The organism is Hymenobacter gelipurpurascens, assembly GCF_900187375.1.
Classification (GTDB): Bacteria; Bacteroidota; Bacteroidia; order Cytophagales; family Hymenobacteraceae; genus Hymenobacter; species Hymenobacter gelipurpurascens.
This window is the reverse complement of the sequence record NZ_FYEW01000001.1, coordinates 2,398,770-2,418,473: the sequence shown is the minus strand read 5'-3', so window position 1 is coordinate 2,418,473 and position 19,704 is coordinate 2,398,770. Positions and strand designations below refer to the sequence as shown.

Annotated in this window: 12 protein-coding genes and 1 tRNA gene; 3 read left to right on the top strand and 10 right to left on the bottom strand. The window is 56.5% G+C overall.

The window, feature by feature from the left end; translation table 11 throughout:
* Positions 1-173: 173 nt before the first annotated feature.
* The 5 genes from CFT68_RS10245 to CFT68_RS10225 form a co-directional block, all read right to left on the bottom strand.
* A complete protein-coding gene (locus tag CFT68_RS10245) occupies positions 174-1,184 on the bottom strand; it encodes a 2-dehydro-3-deoxygalactonokinase (protein ID WP_088843325.1) in 1,011 nt (336 codons plus the stop codon).
* A gap of 30 nt (positions 1,185-1,214) precedes the next feature.
* Positions 1,215-2,363, bottom strand: a complete 1,149-nt coding sequence (gene dgoD, locus CFT68_RS10240; protein ID WP_088843324.1) for a galactonate dehydratase — start codon at positions 2,361-2,363, stop codon at positions 1,215-1,217.
* An 81-nt stretch (positions 2,364-2,444) separates the two neighbouring features.
* The gene (locus tag CFT68_RS10235) at positions 2,445-3,083 is read right to left on the bottom strand and encodes a bifunctional 4-hydroxy-2-oxoglutarate aldolase/2-dehydro-3-deoxy-phosphogluconate aldolase (RefSeq protein ID WP_088843323.1); all 639 of its coding nucleotides are present in this window, start codon (positions 3,081-3,083) and stop codon (positions 2,445-2,447) included.
* Between the two features lie 249 nt (positions 3,084-3,332).
* Complete coding sequence (locus CFT68_RS10230; RefSeq protein ID WP_088843753.1) at positions 3,333-4,394, bottom strand: response regulator; 1,062 nt, start codon at positions 4,392-4,394, stop codon at positions 3,333-3,335.
* Positions 4,372-5,982, bottom strand: coding sequence for a sensor histidine kinase (locus CFT68_RS10225; RefSeq protein WP_088843322.1), 1,611 nt, complete (start codon positions 5,980-5,982; stop codon positions 4,372-4,374). The genes CFT68_RS10230 and CFT68_RS10225 overlap by 23 nt, the downstream gene beginning before the upstream one ends.
* 155 nt (positions 5,983-6,137) lie before the next feature.
* On the opposite strand from CFT68_RS10225, the gene CFT68_RS10220 reads away from it, so the two are divergent.
* Positions 6,138-6,464 carry a hypothetical protein gene (locus tag CFT68_RS10220; RefSeq protein WP_088843752.1) on the top strand — a complete coding sequence of 109 codons (327 nt, stop codon included), beginning with the start codon at positions 6,138-6,140 and terminating at the stop codon, positions 6,462-6,464.
* 74 nt (positions 6,465-6,538) lie between these two features.
* On the opposite strand, the gene CFT68_RS10215 is transcribed toward CFT68_RS10220, so the two are convergent.
* Both CFT68_RS10215 and CFT68_RS10210 read right to left on the bottom strand, forming a co-directional pair.
* The gene (locus CFT68_RS10215; protein ID WP_088843321.1) at positions 6,539-9,460 is read right to left on the bottom strand and encodes a right-handed parallel beta-helix repeat-containing protein; all 2,922 of its coding nucleotides are present in this window, start codon (positions 9,458-9,460) and stop codon (positions 6,539-6,541) included.
* 303 nt (positions 9,461-9,763) lie between these two features.
* Positions 9,764-10,105: a cupin domain-containing protein gene (locus CFT68_RS10210; RefSeq protein ID WP_088843320.1), complete on the bottom strand. Its 342-nt coding sequence runs from the start codon at positions 10,103-10,105 to the stop codon at positions 9,764-9,766.
* A 188-nt stretch (positions 10,106-10,293) separates the two neighbouring features.
* Between CFT68_RS10210 and CFT68_RS10205 the strand changes: the two genes are divergently transcribed.
* Both CFT68_RS10205 and cysK read left to right on the top strand, forming a co-directional pair.
* Complete coding sequence (locus CFT68_RS10205; RefSeq protein ID WP_088843319.1) at positions 10,294-11,124, top strand: serine O-acetyltransferase; 831 nt, start codon at positions 10,294-10,296, stop codon at positions 11,122-11,124.
* A gap of 87 nt (positions 11,125-11,211) precedes the next feature.
* A complete protein-coding gene (gene cysK, locus CFT68_RS10200) occupies positions 11,212-12,132 on the top strand; it encodes a cysteine synthase A (RefSeq protein WP_088843318.1) in 921 nt (306 codons plus the stop codon).
* A gap of 236 nt (positions 12,133-12,368) precedes the next feature.
* Here cysK and CFT68_RS10195 read toward each other — a convergent pair.
* From CFT68_RS10195 to CFT68_RS10185, 3 genes are all read right to left on the bottom strand, one after another.
* Positions 12,369-12,442: transfer RNA gene (locus CFT68_RS10195), tRNA-Ala, on the bottom strand.
* A gap of 168 nt (positions 12,443-12,610) precedes the next feature.
* On the bottom strand, positions 12,611-16,117 hold the full coding sequence (locus CFT68_RS10190) for a TonB-dependent receptor (protein ID WP_088843317.1): 3,507 nt from the start codon (positions 16,115-16,117) through the stop codon (positions 12,611-12,613).
* Between the two features lie 263 nt (positions 16,118-16,380).
* Complete coding sequence (locus CFT68_RS10185) at positions 16,381-19,599, bottom strand: TonB-dependent receptor (protein ID WP_088843316.1); 3,219 nt, start codon at positions 19,597-19,599, stop codon at positions 16,381-16,383.
* Between the last annotated feature and the right edge of the window lie 105 nt (positions 19,600-19,704).

Here is a 19,704-nt window from a genome sequence, read left to right as displayed (position 1 = left end):
TGTTATATAGCTAGTGACTTCGCTGCGGATGTTAGAGGCCTGGCACTTATTGGCGGCCCTCAGAAGCCTAGGCCACCCCCAAGCCAAGCCGGCGGTTGTGCGCACTTGCCCCACGGTACCGGAGCCGTTGCCACTTCCCAGACTCACAGGCATAAGGCGAGGCAAGGGCCGTATTATTTCGCTGCACTGAAGGAAGCAGGAGCGGTTTCCTGGAGCCGCTGCAGCACTGCGGCCTGGCCCCGCAGGGTTACTTCTTCCGCGCCCTTAATCGTTACCGAGGCCACTCTTTCCGTGATGCCCAGCAGGCGCAATGCGGCTTCGTAGGAGTGCACCAGAGCGGTTTCGCCGGCCAGCGTGATGGCCCCTCTAAATTCCGCGGGAAAGTTCTGAAGCTCGTAGCCAATCAGTAGGCCACTCAGGTAGAAGAAATTTTCTGGCTTAGAGCGCTTTTCAAACAAACGGGCCGTTCGCACCAGAAACGCGTTGTGCAGCAGGTTGCCCGTTTGGCTGTCCCGAATGCCTTGCTCAAAGGCCTGGGCGTGGGCCGGAAGCTGCACATCCTCGGCGGGCTCTACGGCGGCGGCCAGAATACTCTCTTTGGAAAGCAGAGAGAAAAACTCGCCGGTCATGTAAGTCTTGAAGGATACCGCCTGGCCCTGCTGCACCAGCACGTGCTTGGCGTGAGTGCCGGGGTGCAGGAACAGTTGCGCCGCCGCGATATCCGCGAAGCCACAGCCCACCAGCTGGGTTTCCTCACCCCGCATCACGTCGTCGTCGGACTGTACGCCCGAAATCAGCAGCACCGGATAGGGGAACTCGGCGGTTGCGGGCAGGAGCTGGGTGGCGAGGTCGGAGCCATCGGCGGCGAAGGGCAGCGGCTTGTAGGCCAGTTCCAGCATACCAATAGTAGAGCTGGCCATGCCCGAAACCACCACCGGCACACCGGCCAAGGGGCGCCCCGCCTGCTGCTCCAGCTGCCGGGCGTGTTCCCGAAGGATAGCCTGGTAAAACGCCAGCCGCTGCTGCTCGGGCTGCTTGGCTTGCTGCCATTTCTCAAACGTGGCCGCGTTGCCTTCGTCCGATTTCTGGTTGGCTACCACCCGTAGGCCAGGCAGCTCCACCAGTTTCAGCCGAAATGATGAGGTGCCCCAGTCACAGCTCAGGAAGTGAGATAATACGCTCATGCTAGTGCAGTCTGGGTGTAAGCAAGTGGGCTACCATTCGGCTACGCTGCCGTCGGGGTTGCGCCAGATCGGGTTCTTCCAGTCGTGGCCTAGCTTGGCGCGCTCAATCACGTAGGCCTCGTTTATCTCGATGCCTAGGCCCGGCCCCGACGGGATGTTGGCGTAGCCATTTTCATACTGGAACACACTGGCATCCGTGAGGTAATCCAGCAGATCATTGCCTTGGTTGTAATGGATGCCCAGGCTTTGCTCCTGAATGAAGGCGTTGTGGCAGGTGGCATCTACCTGCAGGCAGGCAGCCAGCGCAATAGGTCCCAGCGGGCAGTGCGGCGCCGCGGCCACATCAAAGGCCTCAGCCATGGAAATGATCTTTTTGCACTCCGTGATGCCGCCCGCGTGGGAAAGGTCGGGCTGGATGATGTCGGCGTAGCCATCAATCAGCAGCTGCTTGAAATCCCAGCGCGAAAACATCCGTTCGCCGGTGGCAATAGGAATGGAGGTGTGGCGGGCTATTTCGCGTAGGGCTTCGTTGTTTTCGGCCAGCACGGGCTCCTCAATAAACATCGGCCGAAACGGCTCCAGCTCCTTGGCCAGCACCTTCGCCATGGGCTTGTGTACGCGTCCATGAAAATCAACCCCGATGCCTAGGTATGGCCCGCCTGCCTCGCGCACGGCGGCAATGCGGGCCACGGCCTCATCTATTTTGGCAAAGGAATCGACGTAGCCCATTTCCTCCGTGGCGTTCATCTTCACGGCCGTAAAGCCTTTGTCTACCATCTCTTTGGCGGCCAGGCCTACGTGGGCGGGCCGGTCGCCGCCGATCCAGGAATACACGCGCATGGTGTCGCGGGCCTTGCCACCCAGCAGCTGGTAAATAGGCGCGTTGAAAAACTTGCCTTTGAGGTCCCATAGGGCTTGGTCGATGCCCGCAATGGCGCTCATCAGGATGGGGCCGCCGCGGTAGAAGCCGCCGCGGTACATCACGTTCCAGTGGTCTTCTATGTTGAGCGGGTCTTTCCCGATGAGGCTACTCAGCAGTTCCTGCACCGCTGTGGCTACAGTAGCGGCACGCCCCTCTATCACGGGCTCACCCCAGCCCACCAATCCTTCGTCGGTTTCGATTTTAAGAAACAGCCAGCGCGGCGGCACCTGGTACAGCTTGAAGCCCGTGATTTTCATAAGAGGAAGGGGGAAAGCTAGGGTCAAACCTGGGAAGGAAGCGTAAGGCGGCCGCACTCAGCTAGTAAGGCTTTCGGCTACTTAAAAAGCGGCGGAAATAGCCTGCACAAACTGCTGGGCCTTGCGGGTTAGCTCCCGCAGATACTCCTCGGAATAAGGCCGGCTGGTATCTACCAAAGAGCTGCCCAGCCCAAAGGCGGCGGCCCCGGCCTGCTGAAACTCCCGGATGTTTTCCAGCTTCACGCCGCCAGTCGGCATCAGCGGAATGTGGGGCAGCGGACCTTTGATATCCTTGAAATACGCGGCGCCCAGCGAGGCCGGAAACACCTTCACAATATCAGCGCCGTGCTCGTAGGCCGTCAGGATTTCGGTGGGCGTGAAGCCGCCGGGAATACTGACGGCGCCGTAGCGCTTGGTCATCTGAATGGTCTTCTTGTTGAGGGTAGGCGAGATGATGAACTGCGCCCCCGCCAGCAGCGCCGCCCGCGCCGTTTCAGGGTCGAGGACGGTGCCGGCGCCCACCATCAGCTGGTCGCCCAGTTCATCGGCTACTTTCTCGATGCCTGCCAGTGCTTTGGGGGAATTGATGGTGATTTCCACTGACCGCACCCCGCCCGCATGCAACGCCCTGACCATACTGACGAGATGATCCGGATCGGCCCCCCGGATGATGGAAACCAGTTTATGCTCCAGTAAATGCGACAGAACAGGGCTTGACATAGAAGTAGCAGGAAGAAGTGGGAACCCAATACAGTACCACCACTAACGTGCTAACCGCCTGCTGCGTTGAGCCCGTCAGGTGGCCTAGAGCTTCCTGTTGTGGTTTGGCGAACAATGTAGCCCCGACTTTAGTCCGTAGCCTCACTCATAACTCGCTGAAACACAAAGCCAGCACATAAGACTACGGACTAAAGTCTGTGCTACATTGTTCGCGCTACCCTCAGCTTGGCAAACTGGCCTAGCAGTGGCCTACCAGTTGGGCTGACGCAGCTTCTGCGGGTTCAGCAGCCGGATGCCGTGGTTGGTCATTTCAATCAGCCCATCCTGCTTGAACTCACTCAGGGTCCGAATCAGGGACTCAGGAGCGGTGCCGATGAGGGCCGCCATGTCGTCGCGGGAGAGCTGGATAAGGGGCGCTTCGGCATGGCTGGCGACTTGTTGCTCGTGCAGCTGCAGCAACAGATCGGCCACGCGCCGGCGCAACGAGTGGTAGGCCATACCCAGCAGTTGCTGCTCCCGCTCGCTCACGCGCCCCGCCAGCAGCCGTACAAATTGCTGGCCTACGGCGGCATTGCGGTGCAGCAGCTGCAGAAAATCTTCCTGCGGAATATAGAGCAGCGTCGCGTCCTCGAGGGCTACTGCCGAATCGGGGTGGGGGATTTGCTGAAGCAAGGGCAGGTAGCCAAAGAACTCGCCGGGGCCATATACGCCCGTAATCAGCTCTTTGCCGGCAGCCGTGCGGCGCATCGTCTTCACGCGCCCCGCCTGCACGAAGTACAGGCGGGTAGGCTCGTCGCCCTCGGCGTAGAGTTCCTGCTTTTTCTTGAGCGTGTGGGGGCGCCGGTCAGCGGTCAGACCCATCAGGTTGCCCACCACCGAAGCATCGTCGAGAAACTGGCCTAGGCCACCTGGTGTCTGCAAGTCATACTCGGGCCGGAGCTGGCGGAAGCGGTTGAGGCGGCCCGTGATGGCGCTCAGCAGCTCGCTTTCATCAAACGGCTTGGTCAGGTAGTCATCGGCGCCCAGCTCCATCCCTCGCCGCAAATCGGCGCGCTCGGTCTTGGCCGTCAGGAAAATGAACGGCACACCTGCCAGCTGCGGATTCTGGTTGAAGATCTGCAGCACGCCGTACCCATCGAGCACCGGCATCATAATGTCGCAGACTACCAGATCGGGCTTGGTTTCGATAGCCCGCGCCACGCCTATTTTGCCGTTTTCGGCAGTCAGGACGGTATAGCCGGCCAGCTCCAGAATCTCGGCGGTGTTTTCCCGAATAAACTCGTTGTCCTCAATCAGCAGAATGGTCGGCATAGGGGAGAGTAATGGTGACGGTGGTACCTACGTGAAGCTCGCTGTGCAAGGAGATAGTGCCGCCCATCAGCTCCAGGTACCGGGTGATGATGTAGAGGCCTAGGCCAGTGCCGGGAATATTGGCGGCACTGCGGGCCCGGAAAAACCGCTCGAACAGGTGCTGCTGGTCTTCTGTGGAGATACCTACACCCTGGTCTTGCACCACCAAGGTAAGATGATGGTGCTGACTGGAGGCCTGCACCGTGACGGTGGTGTTGTCGCCGGAATATTTCAGGGCATTCGAGAGCAGGTTTACCAGCACTTTGCGCAGCAAGGAGGCATCGAGCCACAAGGGGCCTACCTCATCAAGCAGCAGCTCAATCTGCTGGCCCGGTTTGCGCAGGCCCTGCACATCGGCCAGCGCTTCCTGTAGCAGAGTGGGCAGTTCCAGGCGGGCCGGATGGGCCTCAATGCGGCCTTCTTCAATCTTGCCCACTGAAAGAAACTCTTCCAGAATATCGCTCAGGTGCTTCACGGAGGCCCGGATGCGGTCGAGGTGGCGCAGGCGCTGGGGCTGCTGATCGGTGCCGGGGTACTTCTCAATAAGGGTGGCCGAGGTGAGCACGGCCGTCAGGGGCGTGCGGAACTCATGCGAAGCCATGGACACGAAGCGCGACTTTAGCTCGCCCAGCTGCTGCTCGGCGGCCAGGGCCTGGGTGAGCTCCTCGGAGCGCTTTTCCAGCTCGGCCAGCGTGGTCATGAGGGCGTGCGTACGGTCGGCTACCTTTTGCTCCAGGTCGGCGTTGAGGCGCTCTACCCGTTGGCGCTCGGCCTGCAGCGCCCGCACCGATTCCTGCTTGAAAGTAATATCAATGATGTAGGCCACTACAAAAAGCTCCTCATCGAGGTTGAAATAGCTCAGGCTGATTTCCACCGGAAACACCGATCCATCGCGGCGGCGGGCCTGCAGGTCGCGGTTGGCGCCCATGGAGCGGACCGAAGGATGTGCATTGAAAGATTCGCGCAGCTTCTCGTGGCGCCCGCTCACGGCATCGGGCACCAGCAGCTCAATGCGCTGGCCTAGCAGCGTATCATTGGAGTAGCCGAAGAGCTGCAGGGCTTTTTCGTTGGTCAGCACAATGCTGCCCTGGCGGTTGCACACAATGATGCCAATGGTGGCGTGGTCGAATACGGCCTCGAAGCGCCGCACGCTCTGGTTCAGGTTGCGCTCGGCTTCGTGGAGGCGGTTGGTATCCGTGAAGCGAACCAAGTAAAACTGGCGGTTTTCGCTTACGAAGCTGTTCAGCTCCACGTGGGCCCGAAACGTGTCGCCGGACTGCCGGTGCAACTCCATGTCCAGCTCATAGTGGCCGGTTTGATCCATCTGGGCCTGCAGCTGAATCCGTTCTTCGGGTGTCAGCGGATGGGGCCGTAAAGAGCGTTGAGGGTCCTGGTAGAGCGCCTCCGCAGAAGGGTAGCCCATCATCTTATAGCCGGCCTCATTCACGCGCGTAAACCAACCCACCGCTACATCATACAGGCCTACAAACCCCTGGGATTGATCGAAGAGTATGTCTGTCAGTATATTATGGTTTGGGTTGGTTGGCATTGCAGGGGGGTAGAGACTGTAAAGCTACCTGGCAACTTGGTCAAAAAATAGTAGATGAGCAATATCAGCCGCTCGTCCTGACGGCCGTCATGCGCTAGACCTTCTCCGCAGCCTAGTTTTGCTGCTGTACTTATTTTTCTTTTCCCATGTCAGGCATGTTGCCCTCTACTGCGCAGGTTTTGCCCGTAACAGCTGTGTTACTGGTGATGCTTCCTCCTTTGGCAGGCGACATGGGCGCTCAGTCACCGGCCTATTCTCCGGCCGACCTTGCGGCGCTGCAACGGCGGCTGGGGCCTGCCGTACGGGTTCTGAAAGTAGATGAGGCCAACTACTCGGCCGTGGTACGGAGTTTTACGCCCACCCAGCTGCCTACCTGCGTGTTGGTACACCAGGGAGTAGAGCTATGGCGGCAACAAGGCCTGTTTCAGGCTGATGAAGTGGTAGCCTCAGTGCTGGCTAAAGTGGCCGAGTTTGCGACCTGAGCCAGGCGACACAAGCGCTATAAAAACCATAAAACCGGCTACTAAGGCCGGTTTTATGGTTTAGAATGTGCTGGCTACTTCCTGACAAGCCGCGTTGGCTTACTGAACTGCTTCGTGCCAGTTAGCTGCACCAAATAGGTGCCGGCGGCCAGCTCATCCGGGAGTGTCAGGGTAGTTTCAGTAGCGTTGGCAGGCACCGGCTGGCTCATGACCAGGCGGCCGGTGAGGTCGAGCAGGAGCAGGCGGGCGGCCGAGCCAAGCGGGCGGGAGAGGCCTAGCGTCACCTGGTCAGTAGGGGAGGCGGGGTTCGGGTGCAGCGTGAGCGTGCCCGCCACATCAGAAGCTGCCAGCACCACCGTAGCTACCGAAGAGTACGTGCTGCGGCCCCCCATATCCTGCTGCCGCAACCGATAATACAGTGGCCTACCGAAGGTCCCGGGCCGGTCGGCGTAGCGGTATTCCTGCCGAAGCAAGGTGGAGCCCTGCCCCGGCACAAAGGCCAGCTGCTGCCAGAGCTGCCCATCCAGGCTGCGCTCCAGCCCAAACCCCTTATTGTCTCTTTCCGACGCTGTAGCCCAGCGCAGGTCCACTACGCCGTTCGGGGCAGCGGCGGCCTGAAAGCGTACCAGCTCTACCGGCAGCGGCGGCAGGGAGGCGAAAGTAAACGGGCTAAACTGGCTCACGGCCGCCGCTGATGCTACGGAGCCGGCTGGCGCACTTCCGTCTAGGCCACCATTGCCTTCCGTGTTCCAGGCCGTGCCATCGAAGCGGGCTACCTGCAGCTTAGGGGAGAACGTGATGCCGCTGCGGGTGCCGTCTTCCCAGAACAGGCGCACCGTTACGTTGTCGGTGCCAGCGGTACGCGCAAGGTTCCAGTATTCCACGCGGCTTACGCTGGTCAGGGCTCCGGCCAGGGCGGCGGAAGGGTATGAGGCCGCGAAATACTCGGCCAGAAAGCTGGTGGCCGCCGTAGCGGGGGCAGAAATGCCCAACCGAGCCCAGGTAGAGCCTTTCCCTAGGGGAAACACAAAGGCCGAATTCCCGTTTTTTTGCATGGGGCCACTCACGAAGGAGTTGGCGTTGCCGGCGCTGCTGGTGGCCGTATTGGTCAGGGTCAGCAGGTTGGTGGCCGTGCTGCTGATCAGGCCGCTGTTGAGCGTCAGGGCCCCCGTGATACTCACCGGAGAGCCCAGCGTCAGGACTTTGCCTAAGCTATTCAGGGTAACGTTCTGGATGGTAGTGGGGGCTCCGGTGTTGGTGAGGGTCAGGTTTTTGGTGATGACCACACTTTGGTTGTACACCTCCGCCGACATATACACGGTGCCGTTCTCCGTCACAAAGTCCACCCCTTTCTGCAAGCAGGCAACCGGGCCCGGAGTCGGGCAGAACCGATCTACATTCAGGAAAGACAGGTCTCCCTGAAAGCCGGCCGCGGCAGAGGCATCGGTGCGGGAGTTGAGGAAGGGAGAGTACGTGATGAAGCCCGTGGGCTCAAAGGCTGACTGCGCAGGAAAGCCGCCAGGAGCACCCAGCGTAACAACGGCGCCTGCACTGCCGCTGGTGCCTCGCACGGCCAAAAAGGTGCTATTGCCCAGCCAGTTCAGGCCCGCCTCTACTACATTGCTTAAGTTGATACCGCGTAGTGCCGTGGTGCAGGTATCAAGGCGGTTCTGCCGAATGCTATCATTCACAGATACCAAAGGAGTGTTGCGGTCGATATCAAACAGGGGCGAGTTAAGAAGGGGCGCAGCGGCAATATCCTGCACCTGAACCCCGTATTGGCAGCGAGCAATTACATTGTTGAACACCTTGTTATTGCTGCCTTCCAGCACTACACCAAAGCCGTTTCTGCCAAAAAAGGAGCTGAACGCATCGGCTAAATACCCCCGAACGGTATTGCTCTGAATGAAGGCGCCTCCCGTTGTCAGGTCGCCGTTGAGGCCACCACCCGCATTGATGATACCCCGGTCGCGGTTAAGGAAGGCAATGCCCGCGTTGTCCTCGCCTATGTTCTGTGGCTGGCCTAGGCCACGGGCAATGTAGTTGCCGCGCACCACAAAGCTGCCAGGGCCGGCGCCTAGGCCACTGCCGGTGCAGGCCTTCAGTTCCATGCCGTTAGAAGGATTGTCGCGGATGAGGTTGTTCTCGATGAGGGCCGCAATGGTGGTATAGGTGCCGCCGGCGCCCCGCTGCCCTGCTGCCCCGAGTATCGCTAAGGCGGCCCCGGCATTCAGGGTGAAACGGTTGTTGCGAATGACCAGGCCACTTACACTGCCATCGTTGATGTCTAGGCCACCCCGGCGGTTCTGCTCAAATTGGCTGTCTTCTACCAGAATGTTCTGCTTGTGGCCATTCACCACAAACAGGCCGCGCCCCGCGCCGTTGGTATTGGTGTTTGGCGGCAGCGCGTTCTGGGCGGCCCGCACCCGCCGGAAGGTGATGTTGCTGGTGCCGGCCAAGGCATTCCAGAAAATACCGTGCTGTCGGTTAGAAACCGCCTCCACATCCTCCAGTACAAAGTTAGTCAGCGGGCTACTGCCATAGGTCTGGATGCCATAGTCGTAGTTGCGAACCGTCAACTTCGAGATTTTTACGAACACGGAGCCACTCCCCGGAGTAGCAATGTAGATGCCCGTTTCCTGGGTTTGAGCGCTAGATGCCGCTAGGCCACCATTGAAGATAGTAGCCGCGCCGGGGTTGTCGATGGCCCTGCCGGCGCCCTGCAGGCTGATGTTCTTATCCAGCACCACACGCTCGGAATAGGTGCCGGCATCAATATAAATGGTGGTAGTAGTGGCATCGGCGGCGCGTAGGGCGGCGGCTACGGTGGCAAAAGGCGCACTGCTGGAGCCCGTGCCCGTCACATCACTACCTATAGCCGTAGTGTAAATGTCGCCCGTCAGGCTAAGATTGTTCACATACAGGGCCGGAGCGGCCACTGAGTATGTACACGGCAGAAGTAAGCCCGCTGCCACCAGAAAGTAAGGTTGTTTCATCTTGAAGGAGCAATGCGTAGTGCTGACCTCCTCTATGAAGCAACACTGCAGGTTGAAAAATCACAGCCATAAGTGCGTGCCTAAGCAACGCTTCGCACGCCTGATTCCCTACGCTGGCATGCTCCGTCTTCCACTCTCAAGGTACTTATAAAAATGCTATATTATTATAACATATAAAGAAAGATTTGTATCGTTAGATGTGTGAAAAAAGCACCAAGGCCAGCGCATATACCCCAGTAAATCACAACAGGCCTAGAAAATCATTTCGCTAGGCCTGTTGTGGTTTACTGGGGCGGGTGGGGCTTATTTATCGTCGCGGCCGTGCACTTGTGCGGGCGGCGCTGTGGCTTCTACAGCCGTAAAGGCTTCCAGAATTTTGTAGGTATGCGAGGCGCCGCGAGGCACTACCCAGGAGTTGCCGGGCTCCAGCAGCACCATCTGGCCTTCCAGATGCAGCTCAGCCCGCCCCTGAATAACATAGCCTACCGTTTCGTAGGAGCGGGTAACCGGCTCCTTGGCTTCAGCCGGCGACTCATTTTCCCAGAGCCGCATGGATAGATGCGTACCGGAGGCCAGGTATTTTTCGCCCTCGGGGCCTTTGGGTGAATGTCTGGAATCTACTTTCGTGATGGTGGTATCGGCCATGGTCAGGCTAGGTTAGGTGAAAGACGACGAGAACTCTCAGGCTAACGCAAACCCTTGCGTGGCGGTTACTTATTGCCCAAAGCGAAACCTTCCGCGGCCACGCAGGTTGCTGACTGGGCCTTGCAAGTATATCTTACGGCCCACAGGCAGCTAGGCAAAGGCCTAGTGCCGCTTTCAGATAGCTCCGTATGTCGCACGATGCATTCATTCAGGCCCTGGCGCACGCTCATCAGCAAGCCGCCGCGCCGCTGCCGGGGCCGGCATTCTGCCATCTGGCCGATCAGCTCCTCAATGTGCTGTTTCCGGAACGCGCCGAGCGCCCTCTGCGCAACGCCGATGCCGTAGCCGCCACCCTAGGCCTGTTACAGGACGACCTGACCTCGTTGCTGCTAGCTGTAGAAACACCGCGCTCCGCCGCAGAATTAGCCGCCGACTGTATGGCCGGCCTGCCGGTGCTGCGCGAGGTGCTGCTGCTAGATGCCGAAGCCATCCTACAAGCAGACCCTGCCGCCGAGGGCCTGCCCGAAGTGATGGTGACGTACCCCGGTTTCTATGCCATTGCCATGCACCGCTTCGCGCACGGCCTGTACCAGCGGGGGGTGCCCCGGGTGCCGCGCCTGCTCAGCGAGTACGCGCACCAACGCACGGGCATTGATATCCACCCCGGTGCGCGCATCGGTCCGTCCTTCTGCATCGACCACGGTACGGGCATCGTTATCGGCGAAACGGCCGTAATTGGCGCGCACGCCAAGATATTTCAGGGCGTAACGCTCGGGGCTCTGAGTGTGGCCAAACATCTGCAGGGCATCAAGCGCCACCCTACTATCGAAGACCACGTAGTGATATATGCCGGCGCTACTATTTTGGGCGGCCATACGGTGGTAGGTAGCCACAGCGTCATTGGTGGCAACGTGTGGCTTACGGAGAGCGTGCCCTCGCACTCGCGGGTGTACCACCGGGCCCAGATTCAGGTCACGCGAGCCGAAGACCCCACTGCTGATATTACCTTTTCTATCTGATTTCGCACAGCAACTGGCCTACGTGAGTATTTCCTGCGGCTAGCCAGTTCGTTTCCATTTTACTACTCTCTCAACCTACAACTTCCCATGAAAGCTAATTCCATTCTGGATACCATCGGCAATACCCCGTTGCTTCGTCTGAACCGCCTGTTTGCCCATCGCCCCGATGTAGAGGTATGGGTGAAGCTGGAGCGCGCTAACCCCGGCGGCAGCATCAAAGACCGCATTGCGTTATCCATGATTGAGCAGGCCGAGAAAGATGGTCTCCTAACGCCAGATTCGCTGATTGTAGAGCCTACTTCCGGCAATACAGGGGTGGGCCTGGCCATGGTAGCTGCCGTAAAAGGCTACAAGATTACAGTCGTGATGCCCGAGAGTATGTCTATTGAGCGGCGCCGACTAATGGCCGCTTACGGAGCGAACCTGGAGCTGACTCCGCGCGAAAAGGGCATGAAAGGCGCCATCGAGAAAGCCAGCGAAATTGTGCGCGACACGCCCGGCGCCTGGATGCCGATGCAATTTGAAAACCCCGCCAATATCAAGGTACACGCCGAAACCACCGCGCAGGAAATTCTGCGCGATATGCCCGAAGGCTTCGATTTTCATATTACTGGCGTAGGTACCGGCGGCCACATCACGGCCGTAACGGAAGTCCTGAAACCGCTTTTCCCGCGCATGAAAACTTTTGCCGTAGAGCCCGAGCTTTCGCCCGTTATCAGCGGCGGCGCTCCTGGCCCGCACCCTATCCAGGGCATTGGAGCGGGCTTCATCCCGGCCAACCTGCACCGGGAGGTTCTCGATGGCACCATCCAGGTTAGCCAACAGGAAGCCTTCGATATGGCTCGCCGTGCCGCTCGCGAAGAAGGAATCTTCATGGGCGTGTCGTCGGGTGCTTCGCTGGCCGCCGTAGCCAAGAAGCTTGATGAGATTCCCGAAGGAAGCCGTGTGCTTACTTTCTGCTACGATACCGGCGAACGTTATCTTTCGGTAGAAGGCTTATTCGTTTAATCACGGATTTAGACGAATTAAGTGGATTCCACGGATGGGTAACCGACGGAAGTCGTTGCTTCTGAAACTGACTTCATTCGTCAATAGCCACCAAAAAGAAAGCCGCCACTTCGGGAAGAAGTGGCGGCTTTCTTTTTGGCAGAATCGGACAAAATCCGTGTAATCCGGCAAATCTGTCTGAATCCGTAATCAAACAAAAAAGCCCAACCGCTAGGTTGGGCTTTTGAGAACGGGAGTGGAGAATATCGGAGTCGAACCGATGACCTCTTGCATGCCATGCAAGCGCTCTAGCCAGCTGAGCTAATCCCCCGTTTGTAAAACACCATCCGCCAGTTGCGTTTGGTGTGACAAAAGTACAACGTGTTTTCGGATCTGCAAGAGTCCGCTCGAAAAAAACACAAAAAAGATGTGGCCTAGGCCACAAAAAAAGTGGGTTGACGCTAGCGTCAACCCACTTTTTAAAAGCTAAACAGTTGGCTTAGTTAAAGATATAGCGTAGGCCAATCTGTCCCTGCCAGCGCGAGCTAATGCCGCCCGTATCGTCGCGGAAGGTTTTGGTGAGCGGAACCCCCGCAGTGGTTACGCCTGCTGCTGTGCCAACTGGGTTGGTCAGATAGGGGAACGTAAATACAGGCTGGCCCTGCGTGTTGTAGCCGGCAAACGTCAGCGGGTTCACGCGGTTAGCCGTCTGGAAAGTACCCCAGTCGCTGCTAATCAGGTTACCCACGTTAAAGATATCCAGGCTCAGCTGGAGCGTGTTGCGGTTTTCGCCAATGTTGGTGAACACATCCTGAAGTAAGCGCACATCCAGGCGGTTCTGCCACGGACGAACGGCACCGTTACGCTCCGCATACTTACCACGGTTGTCGTTCAGGTATTTGTCTTGCTTAATGTAGGCGTCCAGATCAGCCCACTGCTGAGCTGCCGAATACACACCACCGCCCTGAGCAGTTGTCAGCGTAATATCACGCAGGTTGATTTCGCTTTGATTACGAGGGATGTACATCAGGTCGTTCGACGTCTGGTTGTCGCCGTTCATGTCGCCCGAGTATATGTAGGAGAAGCGGCCTGCTGGCGCAGCTTCAAAGAACAGCGAAAGCGTGGTGCCAAGGTGGCCTAGATACTCTTTCCGGTACGATACAGAACCAATAACGCGGTGCTGCTGCAGGAAGTTAGAGTAGCTCAGCGCCTGTGCGTTCGGGTCGCCGGATACGGCGCGGTCACGCCAGATCGACTGCGCAATAGAGCCACCATCGTTCACCGAGCGAGAGTCAGAATACGTGTAGGCTGCACTCAGAGCTAAGCCGCTGTTAAACGATTTCTGCAATTGTGCCGTCAGGGCATATGAATAGCCCTTGTTGGTGTTCTTCATCAGGATAGCATCGCTGATGTTCGGACGAGCCGCTGTGTTGCCGCCTTGGTTGGCTGGCACAGACCCATAGATCTGGTAGTTGCGGGTTGAGGCTACTAGGCCAGCATTCGCACCAGTCTGGGGAGCACCGAAGGTGTAGAAAATCGGCCGGGTATCAGCGCCTTTCGACGTTGCAAGCGGGGCCTCCTCGCTACCAGGCAGGTTCACATTCTGGTGATATACGGCGTTCAAATCCTTCGTGTAGAAGGCTTCCAGCGTACCGATGACGCCGCCGGGCAATACTTGGTCGATGGCAATGTTGCTGCGCCATACCTGCGGGAACTTGAAGTCCTGGTCCGTTACGGCTAGGTTATAGGCTGTGTTGGCCGTGGCGTTCTGGGGCCGGTAGGCATCTACATTCGGATCGAAAGATGAAGGAGTGCCCGTCACTGGGTTAACGGTATTGGAACCGCTGAGGCTGTAGGAGCCGAACTGTACCCCGTTGTTGCTGGCTTGGTTAGAGAGCCACACGAAGGGCACGCGCCCCGTGAAGATACCCGTACCACCACGTACCTGCGTGGTCTTATCGTCTTTCACATCCCAGTTGAAACCTACGCGCGGCGAGAATAGCACGTTCTTCTTCGGTACGGAGCCGGTATTGATTTTTACCCCGTCTCGGAAAGTCAGGTTGGCCGCATTGGTGTTCTGTGTCAGATCTGAGGTCAGGAAAGGCATATCAGCCCGCACACCATACGTAACGCGCAGGTTATTGCGTGGTGACCATTCATCCTGCACATACAGGCCTAGCTGTGCAGCTGTAATATCGGCGAAGGGAAATGCACCACCGGGTACTGCGGAGTACTGCAGGTTATAGCGGGCCGGACCAGGGCGCGTGGCGCCAGGGGCCAGCGGCGTAAGGGTGGGGCTGCCGGGGGTAGTGGTCCGGTCGTAATTGAAGCCAGCGGAAGCATAGAAGTCTTCCAGCGAGTTGAACGAGTAGTTGCCGTAGTAGTTTGGCGCGAAGCCGTTACGGAACTTGTAGTACTCATTGTAAGTACCCACCGTCACGTTGTGCTTGCCCAGGTAAGCCGTGAAGTTGTCGCCAATCTGGTACACGTCCGAGTTCAGCACGTTAAATGCCGAGAAGGGCTCGTAGCCAAACGAGGTAAGCGAGTTAGAAGCCGTGATGCCATTAAGGGAAGCTGTCGAGGTGCTACGTCCTAAGCTTGTACCAATATCCACAAGCGGGAAAATGCCGCCACTGCTTTCGCGGTAATCGCGGAAGGCCGAAACGCCCGCCGTGAGGTTATTCGAGAACTTACCGCCACCCAACGTGCTGTTCAACTCGGCAATAAACGAGTTCAGGTTGTTGTTAATCGTATAATACGATGAGGAAAACGGCAGACCGAACTGCGACTGGGAGCGTTGGTTGTTGATAGCGCCCGACGTGCTTGGTGGAATATCGGCGTACGACTTCAGGTAGTTATACTTGATATTGAAGCGGTGATTCTGGCTGATGTTCCAGTCCAGCTTTACTGTTGCTTTGTCGCTGTTCGAGCGCAGCTTATAGCTCTCGTAGGCACCGGCATTGTAGCCATATTGCTGCTGCAGGAAGTTGCTCAGGAAGTCCAGGTCAGACGCCGAAGCCTGCGAAGTCTGCGAGCCGGTGGCGGGTGGCGTGTTAGAACGGTTGGCAGTGAAGTTGCCCGTTGGCGGGTCGTTCCGACGCTCACGCTCCGCATTCACGAAGAAGAACAGCTTGTCTTTAATGATAGGGCCGCCAAACCGGAAGCCTTCATTGTGCAGCCGGAAATTGGGGTAATCCTGCTTGAAGTCGCCCACCTTGCTGCCTACCAGATCCTGGTCGCGGTAGAAGCCATATAAAGAGCCCGAGAATTTGTTGGTGCCCGAGCGAGTTACCACGTTGATTCCAGCACCCGTAAACGAGCCCTGCCGAACGTCGTAAGGCGCAATGCTCACCTGAATCTGGTCAATGGCATCCAGCGAAATAGGCTGAGCACCTGCCTGGCCACCTACCGTCGATTGCAGACCAAACGCGTTGTTGAAGATGGCACCATCAACCGTGATGTTGTTGAAGCCACTGTTTCGGCCGCCAAAGCTTTGGCCATTAGCCTGGGGAGTCAGGCGCGTGAAGTCGTTCAACGAACGGTTCAGGGTGGGCAAACGCTCAATCTGTTCGCGCTGCACCGTAGTAGCCGCCCCCGTCCGGCCAGCATTAATAATCGGATCCTGCCGGCCGCTTACTACTACTTCACTCAGTGTCTGCTCCGACTCGCTCAGGTTAAGATCCAGACGCAGGTTCTGGCCTAGCGTCAGGAAAAGGTTTTCACGCACCGCCTCCTTGTAACCCACAAACGTTACCCGGATAGTGTAAGGCCCGCCCACGCGCATGTTCTGCAAGTTGAAACGCCCTTCCGAGTTGGTAGGCGCTACATATTGCGTATTCGTGGGGGTATGCACAGCAATAACCGTCGCGCCTGGTAGGCCACTGCCCGACTTGTCGGTAATGACGCCGTTCATGGCGGAGGTAGTAGTGCCTTGCGCCCAGCCCAAATGGGCTGACAAGACTGCCAAAGGCACTAAGGCTACAGAGGCGTAAAGGTTGCGTTTCATAAAAGGGGATTGATGAAAACCAGGTGCAAAAGTACTGGGTGAAGTGTCGAGGTTAATATTATTAAAATGTTATTAAAACTCCGCACTGGTAACATAAAATATAGTTCGTATCTATTTAATTATCAATATTATAAAGCAGATGCGTGAGCAGGTTATTTCTTATTTTATAAGTGCTTGTTCGTGTTGCTTGACTGGCCTAGAACAAAAAAGAGCGGGCGGAGAATATCTCCGCCCGCTCTGGGTAATGAGTAAGTCAGGAAGACTTAGTTGAACGAGTAACGTACGCCCAATTGACCCTGCCAACGCGAGTTGAAAGGAGCAATGTTATAGCCTACATTCTTATTAGCCGCGAAAGTAGCAGGGAAAGAGAACGTTGGACGAACGTTGTTACCGCCGATTGTTTCAGGACGCAACAGTTCGATAGCATTATTTGAAACAGAATACTGACGGCCCCACTCATCATTGATCAGGTTGCCTACGTTCTGGATATCGAAGGACACTTGAAGTGTATTCTTCTTGCCACCAGCCATGAAGTTGAAGTCCTGGGCTACGCGGATATCCACTTGCTGCGTCCAAGGAGTTCGAGCAGCGAAACGTTCAGCATACTGGCCACGGTGCTTGCGCAGATACGGGTCATTCTCTATGAATGCATCCAACTGATCCTGAATTTCAGTGAGTGTGCGCTTATCAGCGTTAGCTCCAGTGCCAGGAGTCACTACTAAACGAATCTCGTCTGGATTACGAACATCGCGTGGGATGTAGATCAGGTCGTTGGTGAAGGCACCATCGTTGTTAAGGTCACGACCGCCAGCGCCATACACATAAGCGATAGGGGAACCCGCCAAACCTTCATAAATAACAGAAATGTTGGTAGCCAATTTATCGCCGGCGTAACGGAAGGTATAACCACCCGTAGCCAAAATACGGTGACGACGATCATTTACCGAGTAGCCCAACTCTGGGTTGTTCGGATCGAACTGCACTTGGTTAAACTGCCAGTTAGATAGAGCCGTGCTGCTAGCTCCGCTGTTCACTTCCTTCGACACACCATAGGTGTAGGCCACCGAGGTATTCAGGCCACTCTTGAACTGCTTCTGCAACTGAGCAGTAGCGTTATAGCGGTAGCCTTTGTTGGTATTCTGAAGTTGCAGAACGTTTGTGTAGTCCTGGTTGATACGGCGTTCAGCTGCATTGGTCGTATTGGCATATACGGGACGCTGATCAGGACCAGCCAAGCGGCCGACGGGCGCTACCAGATTGATGTTCTGGTAGTAGATGTCGTTCAGGGTCTTGGTGTAGATACCCTCCAAGGTTGCTACAACGTCACCGGGCAGACGGAAGTCAACAGCCAAGTTCGTGCGCCATACCTGCGGCAGCTTGAAGTCTTTATCTAAAACGTTAATCTCAGATGTAGCTACTGGGCGGTAAGGAGGAGAGGTAAATACAGAAGGGATTTGGGCTGGATCCGTGACGATAGGAGGATACGTTGTAGTAGCACCTGCACCCGTACCTGAGGTCATTGGAGCCGCATCAACAGCACCTTGAATCAAACCGCTATTGGTAAAGCTATTCGAAATCCATACGAATGGTACGCGGCCCGTGAAGATACCTGTACCACCACGCACCTGAATTTTAGTGTCGTTGTTTACATCCCAGTTAAAGCCTAGCCGAGGAGCCCACAGTAATTGGCCATTTGGGGTGTTCTTGGTGCTGATATTGCTGCCATATTGCTTAGAAACACCTTCGTTGACTGGAGGCTTATCGAAAAAGAAGGGTGCATCTACCCGAACACCTAAAGTCAGACGCAGATTTTCAACCGGAGAAAATTCATCCTGAGCATAGATGCCCATCTGCATAGCGCTAAATGAAGCTTCACCATTATCAGCCTTGGCATAAGCAGCCTGCAGGCGGTTTGGTTGGCTATTTAGGAAGGCATCCAGAGTTGGAAACTGGTAGTAGCCAACCCCGTTGTTGATGAACAGGTTACGGAACTTGAAGAACTCGTTGTGCGTGCCCAAAGTCAGGGTGTGCTTACCAACAGCCTTTGTTACGTTGTCCGTGAACTCAAAAATGTCCTGATCCAACTCATTGAAACCCGAGCTACGTTCCGTACCAAAAGTGTAACGGTTACCAGCTTGGTTAATTTCAAAAGTGGGGAAAAGAGCGTTAGGTGTGCCACGAGTATCGCGGATGCGTGAGTAGCTTAATAACAGCTTATTGGAAGTAGTGCCAAAGCGGCTGTTTAATTCAGCAACTGAGCTATTCGTAACGTTGTTGAACTTATAGGAGTTGCTGCCAAAACGTAGAGCTGTCGCAGTACGTGAGATGTTATCATCGAACGCCTTAACGAAGTTGTGGCGTACCGTCAACTGGTGATTCTCCGACAAGTTGAAGTCTAGTCGGCCAAAAATCTTGTTGCTCTCCGTTAGACGGTTGATTTCGCCGGAAGTACCTACATCGTAACCATAACGCGACAGTGCTGTGCTAGCAATTGTGCTGATTACAGTAGGGTCAAGCAAGGTCCCAGTAGAACCAGGTACGAAAGAAAGAGGCTCGCTCCGGCGGCTGATTTCAGCGTTCAGGAAAAAGAAAACTTTATCTTTTACAATAGCGCCGCCCACACGGGCACCACTCTGGTAGTTATAGAATTCAGCAGCTTTGCTGTTATCGGTTACGCTACGACCTACAATGCTCTGATTCCGGCCAAAGCCGTAAATCGAAGCAGAAAGGTCATTGGTGCCTGAGCGTGTAACAGCGTTTATGCCACCACCTGTGAAGTTACCCAGTGTAACGTCGTAGGGGGCGAGTACAATCTGGAGTTCCTGAATTGCGTCCAGAGAGATTGGCGCAGTGCCAGACTGACCACCAGGGGTTCCACTACCAGCCAGACCGAATACGTCGTTATTTACCGCACCGTCGATGGTGATGTTGTTGTAGCGGTTGTTAGCACCGCCTAATGAGCTGCTACCACCACCGCTAGCCTGCGGCGAAACACGAATAAAATCTTGGAGGCTACGGTTTAGCGTAGGTAGGCGCTGGATCTGCTCACGCGAAACCGACGTAGCAGCACCAGTGCGGCCCGAGTTGATTACCTCGTCACGAGCACCGCTAACTACAACTTCATTCAGTTGCTGCGTAGCCTCACTCAGGTTGATGTCTAGACGCTGGTTCTGGCCGAGCGAAAGGGTAATGTTTTCCCGAACGGCATCCGCGTAGCCAATGAAGGTCACACGCACCGTATATGGGCCACCGACACGCATACCCTGGATGTTGAAACGGCCTTCCGAGTTGGTAGGAGCCACATACTGGGTGTTGGTGGGGGTGTGTACGGCAATAACCGTAGCACCTGGCAGGCCCGCTCCCGACTTGTCGGTGATGACACCGTTCATGGCCGAAGTAGTGGCACCTTGCGCCCAACCAAGGTGGGCCGACAAGACCGCCATAGGAACTAGGGCCACAGAGGCGTAAAGATTGCGTCTCATAAAGGGGGGATTGGTGAAAAAAGTAAGCTTTTTTAAAAGCGGTGCAAAAGTACTAGTCTGATATCTGCCTCATGTTACCCCAATGTTATGAATCCATTCCTGGGA